The 16,334-nt window shown below is 33.7% G+C and carries 11 protein-coding genes; all 11 read left to right on the top strand.

Going from position 1 to position 16,334, the window contains the following annotated elements; all coding sequences use genetic code 11:
- The first annotated feature begins 31 nt into the window (after nucleotides 1–31).
- From DXA93_RS18425 to DXA93_RS09270, 11 genes are read left to right on the top strand one after another with little or no spacing between them, the layout of a single operon-like run.
- Nucleotides 32–805 (top strand): nuclease-related domain-containing protein, encoded by a 774-nt coding sequence (locus tag DXA93_RS18425; RefSeq protein WP_119208116.1) that lies wholly within the window; start codon nucleotides 32–34, stop codon nucleotides 803–805.
- A gap of 7 nt (nucleotides 806–812) precedes the next feature.
- Nucleotides 813–1,484 (top strand): UvrD-helicase domain-containing protein, encoded by a 672-nt coding sequence (locus DXA93_RS18935; RefSeq protein ID WP_158583286.1) that lies wholly within the window; start codon nucleotides 813–815, stop codon nucleotides 1,482–1,484.
- Between the two features lie 11 nt (nucleotides 1,485–1,495).
- The gene (locus DXA93_RS18940) at nucleotides 1,496–2,560 is read left to right on the top strand and encodes a UvrD-helicase domain-containing protein (RefSeq protein ID WP_119208120.1); all 1,065 of its coding nucleotides are present in this window, start codon (nucleotides 1,496–1,498) and stop codon (nucleotides 2,558–2,560) included.
- Entirely contained in the window at nucleotides 2,553–3,143 is a 591-nt protein-coding gene (locus DXA93_RS18440) for a 3'-5' exonuclease (RefSeq protein ID WP_158583287.1), read from the top strand. Before DXA93_RS18940 ends, DXA93_RS18440 begins: the two co-directional genes overlap by 8 nt.
- Before the next feature lies 1 nt (nucleotide 3,144).
- On the top strand, nucleotides 3,145–5,808 hold the full coding sequence (locus tag DXA93_RS09245) for a hypothetical protein (RefSeq protein WP_118594474.1): 2,664 nt from the start codon (nucleotides 3,145–3,147) through the stop codon (nucleotides 5,806–5,808).
- A 19-nt stretch (nucleotides 5,809–5,827) separates the two neighbouring features.
- Entirely contained in the window at nucleotides 5,828–9,181 is a 3,354-nt protein-coding gene (locus DXA93_RS09250) for an SNF2-related protein (protein ID WP_118594473.1), read from the top strand.
- A complete protein-coding gene (locus tag DXA93_RS09255) occupies nucleotides 9,174–11,645 on the top strand; it encodes a DEAD/DEAH box helicase (RefSeq protein ID WP_118594472.1) in 2,472 nt (823 codons plus the stop codon). The genes DXA93_RS09250 and DXA93_RS09255 overlap by 8 nt, the downstream gene beginning before the upstream one ends.
- A gap of 12 nt (nucleotides 11,646–11,657) precedes the next feature.
- Nucleotides 11,658–12,107, top strand: coding sequence for a hypothetical protein (locus DXA93_RS18445; RefSeq protein WP_243109190.1), 450 nt, complete (start codon nucleotides 11,658–11,660; stop codon nucleotides 12,105–12,107).
- The gene (locus DXA93_RS18450; RefSeq protein WP_243109191.1) at nucleotides 12,083–12,430 is read left to right on the top strand and encodes a hypothetical protein; all 348 of its coding nucleotides are present in this window, start codon (nucleotides 12,083–12,085) and stop codon (nucleotides 12,428–12,430) included. Before DXA93_RS18445 ends, DXA93_RS18450 begins: the two co-directional genes overlap by 25 nt.
- A 14-nt stretch (nucleotides 12,431–12,444) precedes the next feature.
- Nucleotides 12,445–15,546 carry an AAA family ATPase gene (locus DXA93_RS09265; protein ID WP_118594470.1) on the top strand — a complete coding sequence of 1,034 codons (3,102 nt, stop codon included), beginning with the start codon at nucleotides 12,445–12,447 and terminating at the stop codon, nucleotides 15,544–15,546.
- Entirely contained in the window at nucleotides 15,543–16,202 is a 660-nt protein-coding gene (locus DXA93_RS09270) for a hypothetical protein (RefSeq protein WP_118594469.1), read from the top strand. The genes DXA93_RS09265 and DXA93_RS09270 overlap by 4 nt, the downstream gene beginning before the upstream one ends.
- Nucleotides 16,203–16,334 lie beyond the last annotated feature (132 nt).

Consider the following 16,334-nt stretch of genomic DNA (forward strand, 5'->3'; position numbering starts at 1 on the left):
CAGATAAATAGATAAAACGAGGGATTTTATTATGGCAAAAATGATTGATGAAAAACCATCCTTCAAAGGGGAAGGGAAAGTTTGGGATAAATTAAATGAATACTTGCCCAGTGATATGGTTGTGTATAACCAGAGAGAAATCAATGGTAGAGAGTATGATTTTTGTGTTATGGCAGAAAACCTTGGTATTGTTGTAATTGAGGTTAAGGAGTGGCTTGCTGAAAAGATTATAGTAAACGGTGTTGATAATATTGATGTAGAAGGTTATGAGAGGCCACAGACATCGCCCAAAAAGCAAGCGAGAGTTTATAGATTTGCCATACTCAATAAAATAAGCGAGAAATATAATGTAAGCCCATTGGTTTTAGACATGGTATGTTACCCATTTATCAGTAAAGCCGAGTATGAAAGTAGTCGTTTAGATATTATTTCGGAGGAACAATATACTATTTTTAAAGAAGACTTAGAGGATCGCGAACGGTTAAATAACAAAATAATCAATGTTTTTCAAGTCAATAGCGTTATTCCACATTCTGATTTTTCTTATGATTTAATGTTTCGCATTAGAAGAAGCCTAGAACCCGATATTAAAGAGAATGTTGAAGACGGCAAGGTGTTACCCTATTCGAAATTGTATATTATACCGGATATGCCTAATATAACAGAAGTTGAAGAGATGATTGATATTTATTTTATGGGTGTAAAAAGCATTATTTTTGTTGAGGATGGTGCTTGCTACAAAAATATTATTAGATGCTTAAATGACGGTTTAAGAAAACGTAACGTGGATTATAAAAAAAAATAATTTATATTTGGGATATTACAAGGGAATTTCAGAAGAGAAAGATGATGATTGTTTTAGAATATTTAATTTTGAACTGTACCACATTGATTCGTTGGGGGCAAAATGTTCTGAAAAAATTGTTGTTAAAGAAGGAAAAGTAACACCTCAAGCATACGATGTGTTAAGAACGCTTTCAGAGTGTTCTGCATTCAATCTGCAGCAATACGAAGTAGAGCACGCATCTACTTTGCATGACATTTTAGTTGAGGCCGGGGCTGGAACAGGAAAGACATTTTCGATGGTCTCCAGAATTGCATATCTCTGTAATAAAGAAGTGGACGCTGTTTCCAATATAGCAGATGAGATAGCAATGGTGACGTTTACAAATGATGCAGCAATTAATATGAAAAAAAGATTAAAGCAAATGTTTGTGAACTATTTTGTATTAACGGGAAGAGAAAAATATCTCAAATTTGTAGAGGATATTGATCGTTCAAATATTTCAACAATCCATAAGTTTGCTATAGGAATTTTGAGAGGAGAATCCTTGTATACGGGACTGGGAACCAATTTTAGAATTACAGAAAATGAACATAAGAGAGGAAAAACCTATGATTTGTTTTTGGGTGAATTCCTGGAAGAAAAAGAATGTGAGAATGCAAATTTTGTAAATGAACTACCTATCCAATCTATGATTTAAAAAAGAAACTTATGAGTATTGCGGATAGGCTTTTTGATAAGAGTATTAATTTGGAACAAATAAAAACATCCGAAATGGGCGTCACTGTTGATAATAATATTCCGTATTTTAATGAATTGCTTACAAGAGTTGTATTTCCAGCAGAAGAGTTGTATTTGGAAACATTGAGAGATGGTAACAATATTGACTTAAAGGAAAGCGTTATTGAATTGGAAAAAATATTGTCAGGGGGATGTGAAAAATTAAAAAATTTACATCTTAAATATTTATTCATTGATGAATTTCAGGATACTGATGACGTACAGATTGAAATATTTCAGAAGTTGCAAAAAGGCATCAATGCGGAATGCAAGTTGTTCGTTGTCGGTGACTTAAAGCAAAGCATTTATAGATTTCGAGGTGCTAAATTGAATGCTTTTCAAAAACTTCAGAATGGCAAGAAAAAGGAGTGGAGCCACCATAGATTAAATCGTAACTATCGTACAGATCAAAGACTACTCAGCCTGTTTGATGAAATATTTGCGAAAATGGGGAGTAAGAATATATTGCCATATTCTGGAAAAGCAGATCGGTTAGTGAGTGATGTTATTTCAGATGCAAAGGATGATGAATTGTTGGTTGAACTGCCTTGTCATGGCAAAGAGAATGAGAAGATTCTAGAATTGCTGAATGAAACTATTCTTTCAGAAGTTACAAAGCTAAAAGAACTGATGAAAAATAAGTCGCTTAGTAAAGAAGAACGAACAATTGCTATTTTGGTTAGAAGTAATTGGCAAGTTGAAAATGTTGTAAAGGCAGCGGCAAAAAAGAATATTAATGTGGAAATAAGCACTGGCGGCGATTTGTTTCAACTGCCATCAACATTGGATTTGTATAAATTAGTTTTAGCTATTAGCCATAATACTAGCCCGGTCTATTTGGTGAATTTTATTGAATCCAATTATACGGATTTGAAACTTGATTATCAAAAATTTCATTGTATGTCTGAGAAAGAAAAACTAAAAGAATTAAAAAAATATATTAAATGCTTTCTTTGTAAAACGGATGAATATGAGTTGGGAAAGTGTTTTGAATGAGGTATATACGCAACCGGTTCTGTATGCATTAAAGAATATAATTGAATCTTTGAGACCTTGGGATAACTATACTCAGATTCCGGAGAAGAAGAGATTATACATTGCTAATCATGAGTATTTGATGGAGAAAATGATCAAATTTACACATGTAGATACATTGACATTGAATCAGATTATTGAATATCTTGGGATAAATATTTTGACCGGTCAGAGACAACTTTCAAGATCAGTAGAAGTTGACGATGAAGGTGTGCATGTGATTTGCAGTACAGTTCATAAATCTAAGGGGTTAGAATACGGAACGGTGATTTTACCATATACTTTCGAGGATATAAGCGATATAAAAAAGGTTAAATTAGAGACAAACTATAACGATAATAGTTTGTCGTACACTGTATTGTTTGAAAATGGTATTCGAGAAAGAAATTCAAATTACAGTGAGGGTAAGGAAGTCGATGAGCAAATTGCTGAAGAAGCCCGGATTCTATATGTTGCATTGACAAGGTCGATACGGAATTGCATTTGGATTAATAATATAGATAGTACTCCGCAAATTAGTTGGGGATCACTATTGGAGGGATAATATGTCAGTCATTATATACACATATCGCGATCCATATAAATTGAAAGAAAATAAAGAATTATGGAAGGAAATATCTTCATGTCCATATTTCTGTGCTGCGCAAACACTGGTAAATGGTCTGAAAGTGGTTTATGGAGCGGCTTTTCAAATAGGACGTGTTACTACCGTTAAAAACCTTACAGATGTTTTGTATGAGAAATGGAACGGAACGGCGTGTGCTGTTAAGCAGCATGCAGATATCGATAATATTATTGTTAATTCTTCGGATATTACAGGAATATCAAGAATAGAATTGGATAATGTAAAAAAATCATTTTTATTTAATAGGGATGAGGTTTTTACAAGTATACGTACAATGTTTGAATTGAAGATGGAGCCGCAAAATATTGTAGACAAATATTTAACACCAGAACAAAGATTTATAGTATCTGTTTATAAGAAAATTAGAGCATCTGAGAAGGTGAAAGATTTTTGTTTAGAGCAGGATTTTACAGAAGAGCAAATAAATAAAGCAATTATCAAAGCTATGACCACAGCAAAAGATAATTCTTCTACGAAAAATGAGATAGAAGTGGAAACACTGGATCACATTGTTATTCATGGAGTACATCAGTTTTCGCCACTGTTGTTGAGAGCTATTGAGGAGATAGCGAAATATAAAAAAGTAATTTTATTAATTAATTATCAGGAACAGTATAAAAATATATATCAGACATGGATTGATATTTATTCTGCATTTGACTGCGAGATACAAAATTTTGATGGCATTGAATATTATCCAGTAGATGTTTCGGCGGTAAGTTATGATGGAAATTTATTGGCTCATAACATAGGTAAACTTATAGGTGGACACAAGGAAGATATTTCTGTCAGAAAGCCCTACGAAATAATAGAGTTTGATAATACGACGGAATTCGCAAGTTACGTAGCTAAAGTATTTGAGGATGCAGAAAAGAAAGATCCAGAACATCCAATGAATGCAATGAAAGAACAAATTTACGCAGCAGATAGTTCTGTCAATGATATTTTGAAAGTATATTTTCCGGAACAGTTCGGAGAACGGCAATTCTTAAATTATCCATTAGGACATTTCTTTATCGCAATTGCCAATATGTGGGATTCAGAAACAAATGGCATTATTATTTCAGATATTAATGATATCAGAGAATGTTTAGGGGCTGGAATTTTAGCGGAGGCAACAACAGGAAGACTGGTGTCAACATTTGGCAAATTAGAGGCGCTGTTTGATGGATGTGCGTCAATTGATGATATGCTGTCCAGAATAAAGAAAGTGAGGAAAAATAAAAAATATGTCTCAGATGAGAAGAGGCAAGAGTATCTTGGACACATTTCTTATTATTCAGTTTCTTCGATTGAGTTAAAAGAGTTAGAAGAGGCACTTAATGAACTTGAAGAATTAGCTTCTTTCTTTTATGAAGACTTTGAAAAAAGACCAAGTAATTTTAGAAGATTTTATAAAAAACTAAAACAATATCTGCAAGAGGAAATCCTTGAAGAACGAGAATTGTCAGAAGAGTTTACTGATATAATCAGCAGGGTGTTATCTAGATTGGATGAGGTGGAAAATATTGATGCTTCCGCATCTTTTGAATGTCTTAAATCTACTATGTCATTGTACTTGGTTCAGGAAAGCAAACCAGGGAAAAGTGCCAATTGGATTGTTCGTAATTTTGAGCAGATTGATGGTGATGTGCTAAGAACTTATAAGGAAAGGGATAACAGCATATTGCATTTTGCTTGTCTAACGGATGAAGATATTAATTCTGTTAAGCAGAGAGAATTCACTTGGCCGTTAAATGGAGATTTCTTTGAAGTAGCACAAAATCCAGTTGACTGGAAATATCAGGTATACGTTAAAGCTAGAAAAGAGTATAAGAATTTTAAAAGATATGCTCTGATTTATGGACTAGAATTTAACAGGGGAAATTACAAACTGAGTTTCGTAAAGAGGGATGGAGATCAGGAAAGAGAACCATATTATTTGTTGAAAATTCTCGGGGTAAAAAAAGAGCGGAATATAGATAGAAGAATAAATCATAAGATGGAGCCACTTTCAGGCATACAGATTAAAAATGGTATTTCTGGAAAATATCAGAATTGTGATTATTATAGATTTAAGATATGTAAAAAAAGATTTTTATTAGAAAGCCTTGTAGAAGGGAATACAATATATAAAGATAATTTTTTACTTGCAAAGTATCTGGAAGTTTGGATAGAAAATGAAACAAAAGAGAGCCTGCAAGGACTTCCACATAGTGAAATTCTTCTTTTGGATAAACTGAATGAGTTGTATGATGAGCTAAAAAAGTATTTCCCATTTGCGGTTAATATAAATAGAATTGATATCATTAATAATGTGAAAAATCGATTGAACAATGGAAAAGCTTTTCTTGTTTTATCAGAAGATGATCTGAAATTTATGATGATACGTGAATTGTTTATATGTAAGCAATTGAAAGATCCAAAGAAATTTAATCAAGACGTATTAAAAGATATGTTTCCAGATGTAAATCAGCAGAAAATAGAAGAAGAGTTGTCAGAAGAAAAATTAAAGAAACTTGGATTTGGTGGCAGTACCAATCTCTGGTGTAAATACTGCACAAATAGAGAAATATGTGTTGATTATTATGCATGCATAGAATAACGATAGGGGGAGGCCGATTATGTTAAAAACAAAGATGTATGTTAGATGTCCAGCGGATCAAGAGAGCATGTATGAACCACGAATTTTTGTATGCGGACAAATAATTAATATTGATGAGTTTAAACGGACTGTATCGGTCAAAGTTCATGATCCATTTGGGCATCTTCTATTTTTTGAAGATTTACCGAAGGGTGTTATAGAATTGCCATTAGGAAGTGTAGATAGATGCAGTTTTTTTATCGGATCGATAGTTGTGTATAAGGGATCCAGCTATAAAGTATTATCATGTCAAAAATGCAAAGATGATTATTATAAGTACTATATTCAAAACTTTGATGACACGAGTGTTGTTAAGGTGCCAGAGGCTGACGTTATAGCTGCTTTTAATAACGGTCAGGTAGATCCTTGCGTCCAGTTGAAAAATTATGAGTTCCAAAATCCAGCATGGTATCTTGGAAGGGCTGTTGTGGCAAAAAGTATGGATATTCTTGAAAATTCTATTTATGGTTTTAAAGAATTGGCTGGATCAAAAATATATTTAATGCCACATCAGGTTAATACGATTATGAGATGCCTGCAGGAGTCACCATGTCGATATATGCTAGCTGACGAAGTAGGCATGGGAAAAACAATTGAGGCTATATCAGTATACAAGATATATACTATGAATCAGAGTAATAAGAAGGCATTGATTGTGGTTCCTCAAGTATTAAAAGAACAATGGATTTCAGAACTGTTATTGAAATTCAATATACCTAATGGAATGGGGAAAAATAATAATTCTGTAACAGTAAAAACATTACAGGAACTTAGTGAAAAGGATTTGTTTACTGATTGGGATTTTGTAATTGTTGATGAAGTGCATAAATATTTGTTTTCACAGAGTGAATATGAAAAGCTTCATAAAATAAGTACACTAGCAAAAAATATACTTTTATTAAGTGCTACACCGGTTCAGCAGAAAAAAGAAGAATATTTGGATTTATTAAGGCTCCTTTTACCGCAAAAATACAATTCCTTTAGTGTGGAAAAATTTGGAAAACTTATTGCTAAACAGAGTAAAATAATTCAAAAAACTGCTTTGATTTTAGATGATCTTGGAGATTTTGAAGAAGAAATAAACAGCCTTGCTGAAAGTGCACATGATTCTGAAGAATGTGAAGAATTGTTTGAGGAAATACATGAGGATTTAGAAGAGATATGTGATGAATTAGATGATGATAAATTGAATGAGTTATTGCAACAAATTAAGTATGAAAATGATGATTTAGGTGTTTATACAATAAAAGTTATTATTTCATATATATGTAGCAATTATCAGATTGAAAGTAATATCATCCGAAATAGAAGGAAAATCTTAGAGTCAACAGATGAAGATGTTCAACTGATGGCTAGCAGAGATTTGATTGAATTAACATATTTGACAGATAACGAAGGGAACCCGTATGAACAATTGTCATATAATGTTTTTGCTCATTGGATTATTAAAGGATTGGAGAGTGGCATACTAGATGTAGAACTAGATATAAAACCACTTTTATCCAGATTTTTTAGTTCACCTTGGGCTTTTTACAAGCAGGCTAAATCAAGCAAGATGGACGGGAGTATTTTAGATAATATTAGAAAATGGCTAGAATCAGAACAGTTCAATGTTGACCACATCAATGATATTTTGGATGATCCGGATAAATATGCAGATAGCTATGCTTCAAGATTGGTTATAGTAATAAATGCATTGTATGATGATTTTTATGATCAAAAAATTGTGTTGTTTACAAATTATGCAGAAACATTTGATGTATATCGGAAAGCGCTGACAAAAGTTTTTCCAGAGGAAGAAGTAAGTTTCTTTGGGGCTAGTATGTCGACAGAAGAAATCGAGTTGAATGCATATCGCTTTCAAACTCAAGATGAATGTAGAATAATGTTATGTGACAGTACAGGTGGCGAGGGACGTAATTTTCAATGTGCAGATTACATTGTTCATATTGATCTTCCGTGGGATGCAAGCGCGATTGAACAACGTATAGGACGATTAGATCGACTGGAAAGAGATATGTCGAGACCGGTTGTATACTCTGTTGTTGTTCATACCAAGGATACTTTTGAAGAAGCGTTATTTAGTTTTTTCAAGGATGGTTTGAAGATATTTAATCATTCATTGAGTGGAATGGAAATTATCATGAAAGAAATAAATGATGAAATAATATCCGCAATTAATGATGATTTCAAATATGGATTATTCGATAGAATACCTAAAATAGTAGAACTTGCAACTACAATGCGGGATGCGATAAGAAAAGAGCAAAACTTTGATGCTGCGGGATTTATATATCGCCCTATGTATGCAGAATTAAGAAAGTTAATAGAATATTATTCACAAAATGAGAATGTATTGTTTGCTTCGACCATGTCTAATTGGGCAAGCTTGGCTGGATTTCGAGGAAGTGAAAAAAAGAATGGGGAGATTACGTATTCTGCAACTTCGTTTTCTGCTAAAGCTGCCATTAATTCACAATTGATACCACCACGTTGGGATGAGTACCTGAATACTGCACAGAATCAATTTCTGATGAATGTTCAGAATGCTTATGATAAAAGCATGGCAAGAAAAACACAAGACAGAGCAATACGCGGAACATTCTCAAGAAAACTTGCGATTGAAAATGATTATTTGCATTTTTTTGCACCTGGCGATGAGGTGTTTGACTGTATTGTTGATAATGCAATTAATTCATGCAAAGGGTGCTCAAGTGCGTTCGCAACGTTTTGTAGGATTAACTGGATTGGTTTGATATTTACCTGGTCGATTGCACCGGACACTTCGTATTTGCTTGATAATGGAGTTTCGATATATGCAATGAGTCCTTATCGTAATTATTTATTCTCAGAACAGGTTATAATTCCTGTTTCAATTAGTAATGTGGACGAACTAGATGATGAGACTATTATTAGAGAATATACAGAAATTATTAATCGTGGATTTAACGCCAAGTCGAATCTAGTACATTTGGGAAAGAGAAGTCATGAGGCTAGATTTTTAAAAGATACAATCAAAGGCCGTAATATAGATTGGTTTAAAGAAAAATTTGGTGGAGAAAATTGGGAAGATTATGTTCTAAGTGCTCGTAAATATTCTCACGAAAAAGCATTAGAGATATTAAAGAAAAGATCAAATATCCGAGGTGCTAGAGAAGAAATGGAAAGAACGTTGTCTGCACGTGTCGCAAATAGCGAATTTTATGGATTAAATGACGAAGGCATTGAGCAATTAAAACAGACGCAAAAAATAGTATTAGATGCAATAAAGCATCCAAAAATCCATTTGGAATCTGTTTCTTTTATAATGATGATTGGGGAGCGTAATGAATAAAGAGTTAATCATAAGTGAAACGGAGCAGTTTATAAATGACGAAATTTTTTATATTCAAATAGAGTACGGAGAGAAAGAAACGGCCAATGAACGGTTTTACTTGAATACCGCAAAAAGGTTGACTAAGGCGTATTCGTTATATAAGAAAAATAATATTTTCAAGAATGATTACATATTAGCCTTAAGAGATTTTCTTATTACTTTTGATGTATCAGTAAGAATAAATCAGAATGAATTCCTAAAAAACAACAAATTTGGAATATCATTCGATGATGTAGAACGTAAATATTTCGCATCATACCAACTATCTTTTGATGTTAATGAGAAGTTCGTCAAAGAGGCTTTTTTAAGAGAAATTCAGAATAAGAAATCAGGCAATGATAATGATAATTTGACTACCGATCCAATGATTTTAAATCTGACAGGGTATTCAAAATTTAAGTCTTTAGGTCAGAAATTAGCAGTATATGGTGCGTTAAATACACCAGAAGGATTTACAACACTGGTATCTTTACCTACTGGTGGAGGTAAGAGTCTTATTACACAGACTATTGCCTTTCAAAAAGAAGGATTAACAATAGTTATTGTACCTACTGTATCTTTAGCGATTGATCAAGAACGAGTAACAAAAGAAATAATAAAAAGAGATAATAAGGATGGAGAAATCTTTTCGTACTCAAGTGGAGTTGATGCAGAACCTATATTATCTGCAATTAAAAAAAAGAATGCTAGAATGCTTTTCATTTCACCAGAAGCTCTTCTGGAAAATCCAGCATTTGCAAAGGTGATTAGGGAGGCAAACAAAGACAGGTACTTAAAAAATATTGTGATAGATGAAGCCCACATTGTTGTTGATTGGGGGGCAGCATTCAGAGTGGACTATCAGTGTCTAGAGGCCTGGCGAAATATGCTATTAATGACAAATCCATCTCTGCGAACAATACTCTTATCAGCTACTTTCGAGGATAAATGTGTAGAAATACTAAAAAACTTTTTTGAAGTATCCGGAAGATGGATTGAAATCAGATGTGATGCACTTAGACACGAACCGAGATACAGTGTTGTTCGATTGCGAAATAACAGTGAAAAACAAAAATGTTTAATTGAGATGGTAAGAAAATTACCACATCCTATGATTATTTATGTGGCTAGACCTTTGGATGCAGATAATATTAAGAAGTCTCTGGCGAATGTTGGAATCAATAATGTGAGAACATTTACTGGATTGACCGGGAAATCACAGAGAAAAAAATTGATAGATGAATGGGTAGATAACGAATATGAGATTATTATTGCCACTTCAGCATTTGGGGTAGGTGTGGATAAGAGTGACGTTAGGACGGTTATTCATACATATATTCCACAAAATGCAAACACTTATTATCAGGAATTAGGGCGAGGGGGGCGAGACTGCTTGCCGTGCTTAAGTGTAATGTGCTTACAACCAGAAGATACAACAATCGGTAGGGATCGTATTATCAAAAAAGTATTGACATCTGAAAAGATAATCGGTCGATGGGATAGTTTATATAATAATCGAAAGTCTGTTCGATTATCGGACAATAGGGTTTTTATAGATACATCCATAAAACCCAATTATGCAGAGGTGGATGAATTTGATGATTCTCCGACAAGTGATGCTGATATGAACTGGAATGTGTACGTACTTCTCTTTTTGCGTAGATATAATATGATTCAGATTCTTGAAGTCAAGATTGATCATGGCCGTTATATGATTTTGATTAAAATTGAAGATGATCGACTTCGAATAGTGGATGATGAACTTGTTGAATATATTAAAAAGATACGTGAACAAGAGTGGAACTATTACAGTAGATCTTATAATGCAATATCAAATGCTGTACGGGAAAATTGCAAGGAATGTATATCTGAATTGTTTACGGATACTTATTCCAAAGTATTTGAATACTGTGCGGGATGTAATGCACATAGTGAAGTAATTGTAGGTGATATGCCTAAATTTCCACTTAAAAATCGAGTATCTGAACCATTAAAAACTTTATCAGATGAACAGATGGCTCTATTTGGAACAGCTAATGAATTGATTGTCGTTGCCGATGAAAGCGATCAGAAAAATCTGATAAGCAAGTTGGTAGAGAAAGGCGTATCATTGATTATTGTTCCGGATCACTTTAACGGAGAGAATATATTGCTGAAAATAAAGCCGAACAGAAACATGATGATTTTCAGTTTGGATGAAGCGTATCAGTTAATTAAGATGAGAGGATTCTATTTCATTTCTGGGTTGATTGCAGTAATCTATCCTAAAGAAGAAAATGAAATAGGGGAACAATATGTGATTGTTAAGAATAACTTATGTGGAAGAGCTTCAACTAAGATTGTTCATATAGTTGAGAAAGATGTGTATATTGTTCAAGCGGGAAAGACACTTGTTGAACTTGTGGATGGACCAAGCTTGCAACCTAACATAGTCTACACATAGAAAGGAACGATAATGTTTAAAGAAAAAATGGTTACAACTGCAATTCCGGAAAGAGTATTTGCGTTGTGCAAAATCGTTGAAAAAGGATCCATATATTCAAGTGAATTGAAAAACAAAATGGAACCAGAATTTTTAGGGAACGGGTCGGTATATTTTAATGATTATAAAAATGCAGCTGAAGAATTAGGTCTCGTTACAATATCGGATGATCTTATTTCTCTGGCAGTTGATCCAAAGATCGTAAAAAATATAGAATCAATGAGGATGTATATAAACTCTCATTTGGAGTTGTATGATACAGGACAATTCTATTTGGTTACAAATGCGTATTTCGATAAGGGAAATGACATTTTCAAGGAGGATAAGAACATTGCAAATTTAGGTCCGATGTTTAGCGAAATGACTGGTGTGCCGGTAGATGCGGTAGCTATGAGAGCATGGAGATTTTGGGCGTCATTTTAGGCTTTGGATATTTACAAGAAATGTTCGTAATTCCAAACGCCAATGTTTTTTTGGAAGATGTGATCAGTTCCACGAATCTAGAAAAGAAAAGAATGTATTCGGTAAGTGAATTTGTAGATGCAATTACGCCTATGGCAAATATTGTTATGTCAGACATTGCAGCTAAAAAATTCAACTATGGAGTATCAAATGGTCTAAGAACATTACAGGATGCGGGGAAAATAAAGATGGAACACATTCATGATCAAGAAGACATGTGGACATTGTATCCTTTGAAAGCTTATTCGAATGATTCGACGATTACACATATTACCATTATGTAAAGAGAGGTTGATTTATGAATTCTAAAATAGCAAAAGAGAGAATATCATATGTAGCTAGACCGGACTCTATTACTACATCTGAAGGAGATTTCCTGGCAACCCACGTAGCGATAAAAAAATTAAAAGTTTTAGAAAAATTTGATATCGCTCCAACAGGTGGAAAGTCTTTTTCGGAAGAGGATATTTTTAAAAAGTATATCCTTAATCCGGAAGATAGACATCAATTTATAGCTATATACGGACAAAGTGGTACAGGAAAATCTCATTTGATCAGATGGTTTGCAGCACGTTATGAACAGAGTAAACCTAAAGATGAAGTAGTACTGTTTATTAGGCGTAGTGATAATACTTTAAAGGGAACAATCCGGCAATTACTGGAAAAACCGGAAGTGCAAGGAATCAGTAATAAGGAAATATACGAGCGCTTGGTGAAAGCATCGATTTCCGTTGAAGAAAATAAGTTAAAAGACTTGATCTATCACAATTTTATCATTGAAGTCGACCATGATTTGGATGACCATGATATTCTATTGGGGAATGTGATGAAAAGAAAGGTAGTGGCTTTTCTTAATAACGAAATTGTGCATGATTTTCTATTAAGAAAAAATGGTCCAATCGAAAGAATGTATTCTAAGATAGCAGAGCATTCAACGGTTGATAGAGATACAATTGCGCAATTTGAAAAAGAAGACTTTTTAGTTTCCCAAGATTTATATGAGAGCATTCAGCGTGCTGGTGGTGATCGAAAAGCGGAAAGATTGGCGTTAGAACTTTTATCTGATGAAAAAGGAGCAACTACAGCGAAGAGGATTGCAGATTATTTGAACCAGTTTAGAAATGATGTCATTCAAAGATGTGCGGGCATTGAGCCGGGAGATTTTAAACAAATATTTTTAGATATTCGAAAGGAACTCTTCAGATTAGATAAGAAGTTAACTCTTTTTATTGAGGATGTAACTTCTTTTACTGGAGTAGATACTGCATTGCTTGATGCATTAATTGAAGAACATACAGGTAAAAGAGATGGAGAGAGTCTTTGTAGAATTTCATCTGTTGTAGGTACTACAAATAACTATTTACAACATAATTTTAAGGATAATCATAAGGATAGAATTACAAAATATGTTTATATTCCGAGTGATGTTCTTGATGAAGATGGACTGTATGAATTTGTTGCTAGATACGTGAATACAATGTCCCTTAATGAAGATATTATATCTGATTGGGTAAATGGTCATGCTAATCCAGAGGATTATCCTATTCATGATGTTGTTGAAGGAAAAAATTGGGAATATATCAATGTTGGACATGGGAAAAAGATAAATATTTATCCGTTTACTAAGAACAGTATTCTGTATTTTTATAATAATGTGTTAGAAAAAGGACATCAGACACCAAGATATATTATCCGTGATATTATTGAACCGGTTGTTCGTGATGCTATTTTTAATAAAGAAAATTTTCCGAGCATAGATGTTAAGATTGTAAATGTGAATACTACGCTAAGTTTTAGAATTCATTCGCAATTAGACGACCAGGATGCAGCGGATAGATTACTTAAGTTTATGAGCGTATGGGGAAATGGAAGCCCGGATCAATACGAAGAAAACGGAAAAATATATATTTCAGCAATTAGCAAAGATATGTATGATGATTTTAGTTTTCCAGTTTTGCAGATGGATAAGGTTGAAGCACCAAAAACTTCACCTCAAAAGAAAGCCTCAAACAATGCTATAACACCCAAAGTTACATCTGAAGTTAGTATTGATGCAAGTGAAATTGTCGTTTCTGCAGCAAAGATTAAAAAGGTCAATGATGCTAATACGCTACTTACAAAATGGACGAATGAAAAGAAAATTGATATTTCTGCTACGGTAGGAGCAGCGGGAACGGTGCATTCGGCAATATATGATGAGATTCCAGACTATCTGTTTACTGCAATTAACTGGCAGGTAGAAGGAATAACGATGGATAATGCAAGAAAAGTTAAAGATTCTGCAGTGCTTTTGGTAGCGCTTGAAGGTCAAACTAAAAAGGAAGGGCTCTATGTTTTGCCTGCCAATTGGAATAGTATAAATATTATTCTTGCTTTTATTCGTTGGAAAGAATATGGAAATAAAAGTTGGAATTATCCGGACGCAGATTTTGATGCATATTTGATTACGACATGGACAGAATCTATTAAGAAAACGTTGGTAACAAAGGTATCAGAGTACAAAAGCGGAATTGAAACAAAATATATTGAGGCGGCTGTGGCAGCGGAAATATATCGGACTATCCTTGCAGGTGAATTTAGAGAAAAAAGTTTAAAAAATTTTAATTTGCAGACCTTACTTGCAAGCAAGCCCAATAAAGCAACATCAAATTCACATTGCAGTGAATGGAAATCTTTAGTTAGTGTAATGTCTCAAAAGAGTGCAGATGTAAATAATCAACAGACAGTGAGAAGATATTTTAACATAGGGCAGGGTGGCGCAAGTACGAATGTCGTTCTGGATGCAATTGCTCTTTCAAAAGTTTTTGGAAAGGTTAAGAAAAGCCGGCTTATCATTGAGCCTGAAGAAAAACAAAACGACGATAGGATTAAACAACGTAGAGATGCATATACCTTCTTAAATGATATAGAGGAACGTATTGAAAGTGTTGCTAAATCTGAATTGGAAAATGGAAAAGCTAAGCTTCAGAGAATATATGATGCATTTGGAGACAATGAGATAGGAGAAGATGAATTAACAGAATTTATTTCTAGAGTAAAAAAATTTTATGAGGAAGCCAATAAAGCGCAGGTTAATGTGAAAGAGATTTCGCTAGATGGAATTAAGAAGGTGTCAATTCTTGAAAAAGCTATTTCGGATATTGCTGCGGTGCTAGATGAAGATGATCCGTTAACCATTATAATGGCATTTTCTGGGGATCCTGTTACAACTATAAATCGGTTAATCAATGTTATAGATGCCCTTGAAACCGAGATAGCGAAAGCGAAAACAATCATTGCAAATAAAAAAGCCGCATTAGGACCGGATGGTGAAGATTCTGCTGATAATAATAGATATTCTGCAGAACTGGTAAGTATTAATCAAAGTAGACAAAAGATTGAAGGGATGGTGAAGGTATGATCTTTGATGATTTAGTTACAACGACAAAAGCTATGCAGGATCTTCAGAAAAAAACTGCAATAAAAAATAATAAAGCCATGCAGGATAATGCGGACACTAAGTATCGTTTATTACTTACCCAGGCAAATCATTTTGTAGATGTAATGGTGTATTTATATACTGATCTTAGCGTGCCAAAGAATCATGAAATTTTGATGTCAATATCTGAGCTAATGAATGTTTTAGAACAAATTGTTGCCTCTGGTTTGGCTTCACCGGACGGTATTATAAATGCAGATAATACATTTAAGACCCTTCAAAGTAGTATGAAAAAAGAATGGTCGAAGCAATATGCGGATTTGACAAGTGCTACAGTCAGTACTTTGGAGGCTATCAGAGGGATAGATCCGGATAATGTTGGAAGATGTTTGCAAAAAATTCAACCTGCAGAGAATTGGGACTTGGATGTAGAAAGATATAAAACAATGCATAATGGTCTAAATGAGGCTGATTATCTAATAATGGAGTTGGGATTAGATGACGAAATAATAGCATTTCTACAGAATACAAATTCTGGTAGGGCAACATTACAAGACTTAAATGACAAAGTATTAGCTTGGATTCGGGATGAACAGTTAGAAAGAAAAATAAGAATATCATTTGTGAAAGCAAAGTAAAAACCAGAGATTTCGCTTTTAGAAAATAATATTCCCGTTTTGCCGAGAGCGCATCCAGCAGAATGGGGAATTCCCTTATTGAAAGAAAAATTACTGTTTTTTCTGGATAAACAACCAAAAAGGACACCTTTT

The organism is Blautia sp. OF09-25XD, from assembly GCF_003482095.1.
Classification (GTDB): domain Bacteria; phylum Bacillota; class Clostridia; order Lachnospirales; family Lachnospiraceae; genus Fusicatenibacter; species Fusicatenibacter saccharivorans.

Bases quoted from the DNA above. Each gene is read 5' to 3' on its own strand.
- DXA93_RS18425 (WP_119208116.1), top strand. From the start codon at position 32: ATGGCAAAAATGATTGATGAAAAACCATCCTTCAAAGGGGAAGGGAAA.
- DXA93_RS18940 (WP_119208120.1), top strand. From the start codon at position 1,496: ATGAGTATTGCGGATAGGCTTTTTGATAAGAGTATTAATTTGGAACAA.
- DXA93_RS09245 (WP_118594474.1), top strand. From the start codon at position 3,145: ATGTCAGTCATTATATACACATATCGCGATCCATATAAATTGAAAGAA.
- DXA93_RS09250 (WP_118594473.1), top strand. From the start codon at position 5,828: ATGTTAAAAACAAAGATGTATGTTAGATGTCCAGCGGATCAAGAGAGC.
- DXA93_RS09255 (WP_118594472.1), top strand. From the start codon at position 9,174: ATGAATAAAGAGTTAATCATAAGTGAAACGGAGCAGTTTATAAATGAC.
- DXA93_RS18445 (WP_243109190.1), top strand. From the start codon at position 11,658: ATGTTTAAAGAAAAAATGGTTACAACTGCAATTCCGGAAAGAGTATTT.
- DXA93_RS18450 (WP_243109191.1), top strand. From the start codon at position 12,083: ATGGAGATTTTGGGCGTCATTTTAGGCTTTGGATATTTACAAGAAATG.
- DXA93_RS09265 (WP_118594470.1), top strand. From the start codon at position 12,445: ATGAATTCTAAAATAGCAAAAGAGAGAATATCATATGTAGCTAGACCG.
- DXA93_RS09270 (WP_118594469.1), top strand. From the start codon at position 15,543: ATGATCTTTGATGATTTAGTTACAACGACAAAAGCTATGCAGGATCTT.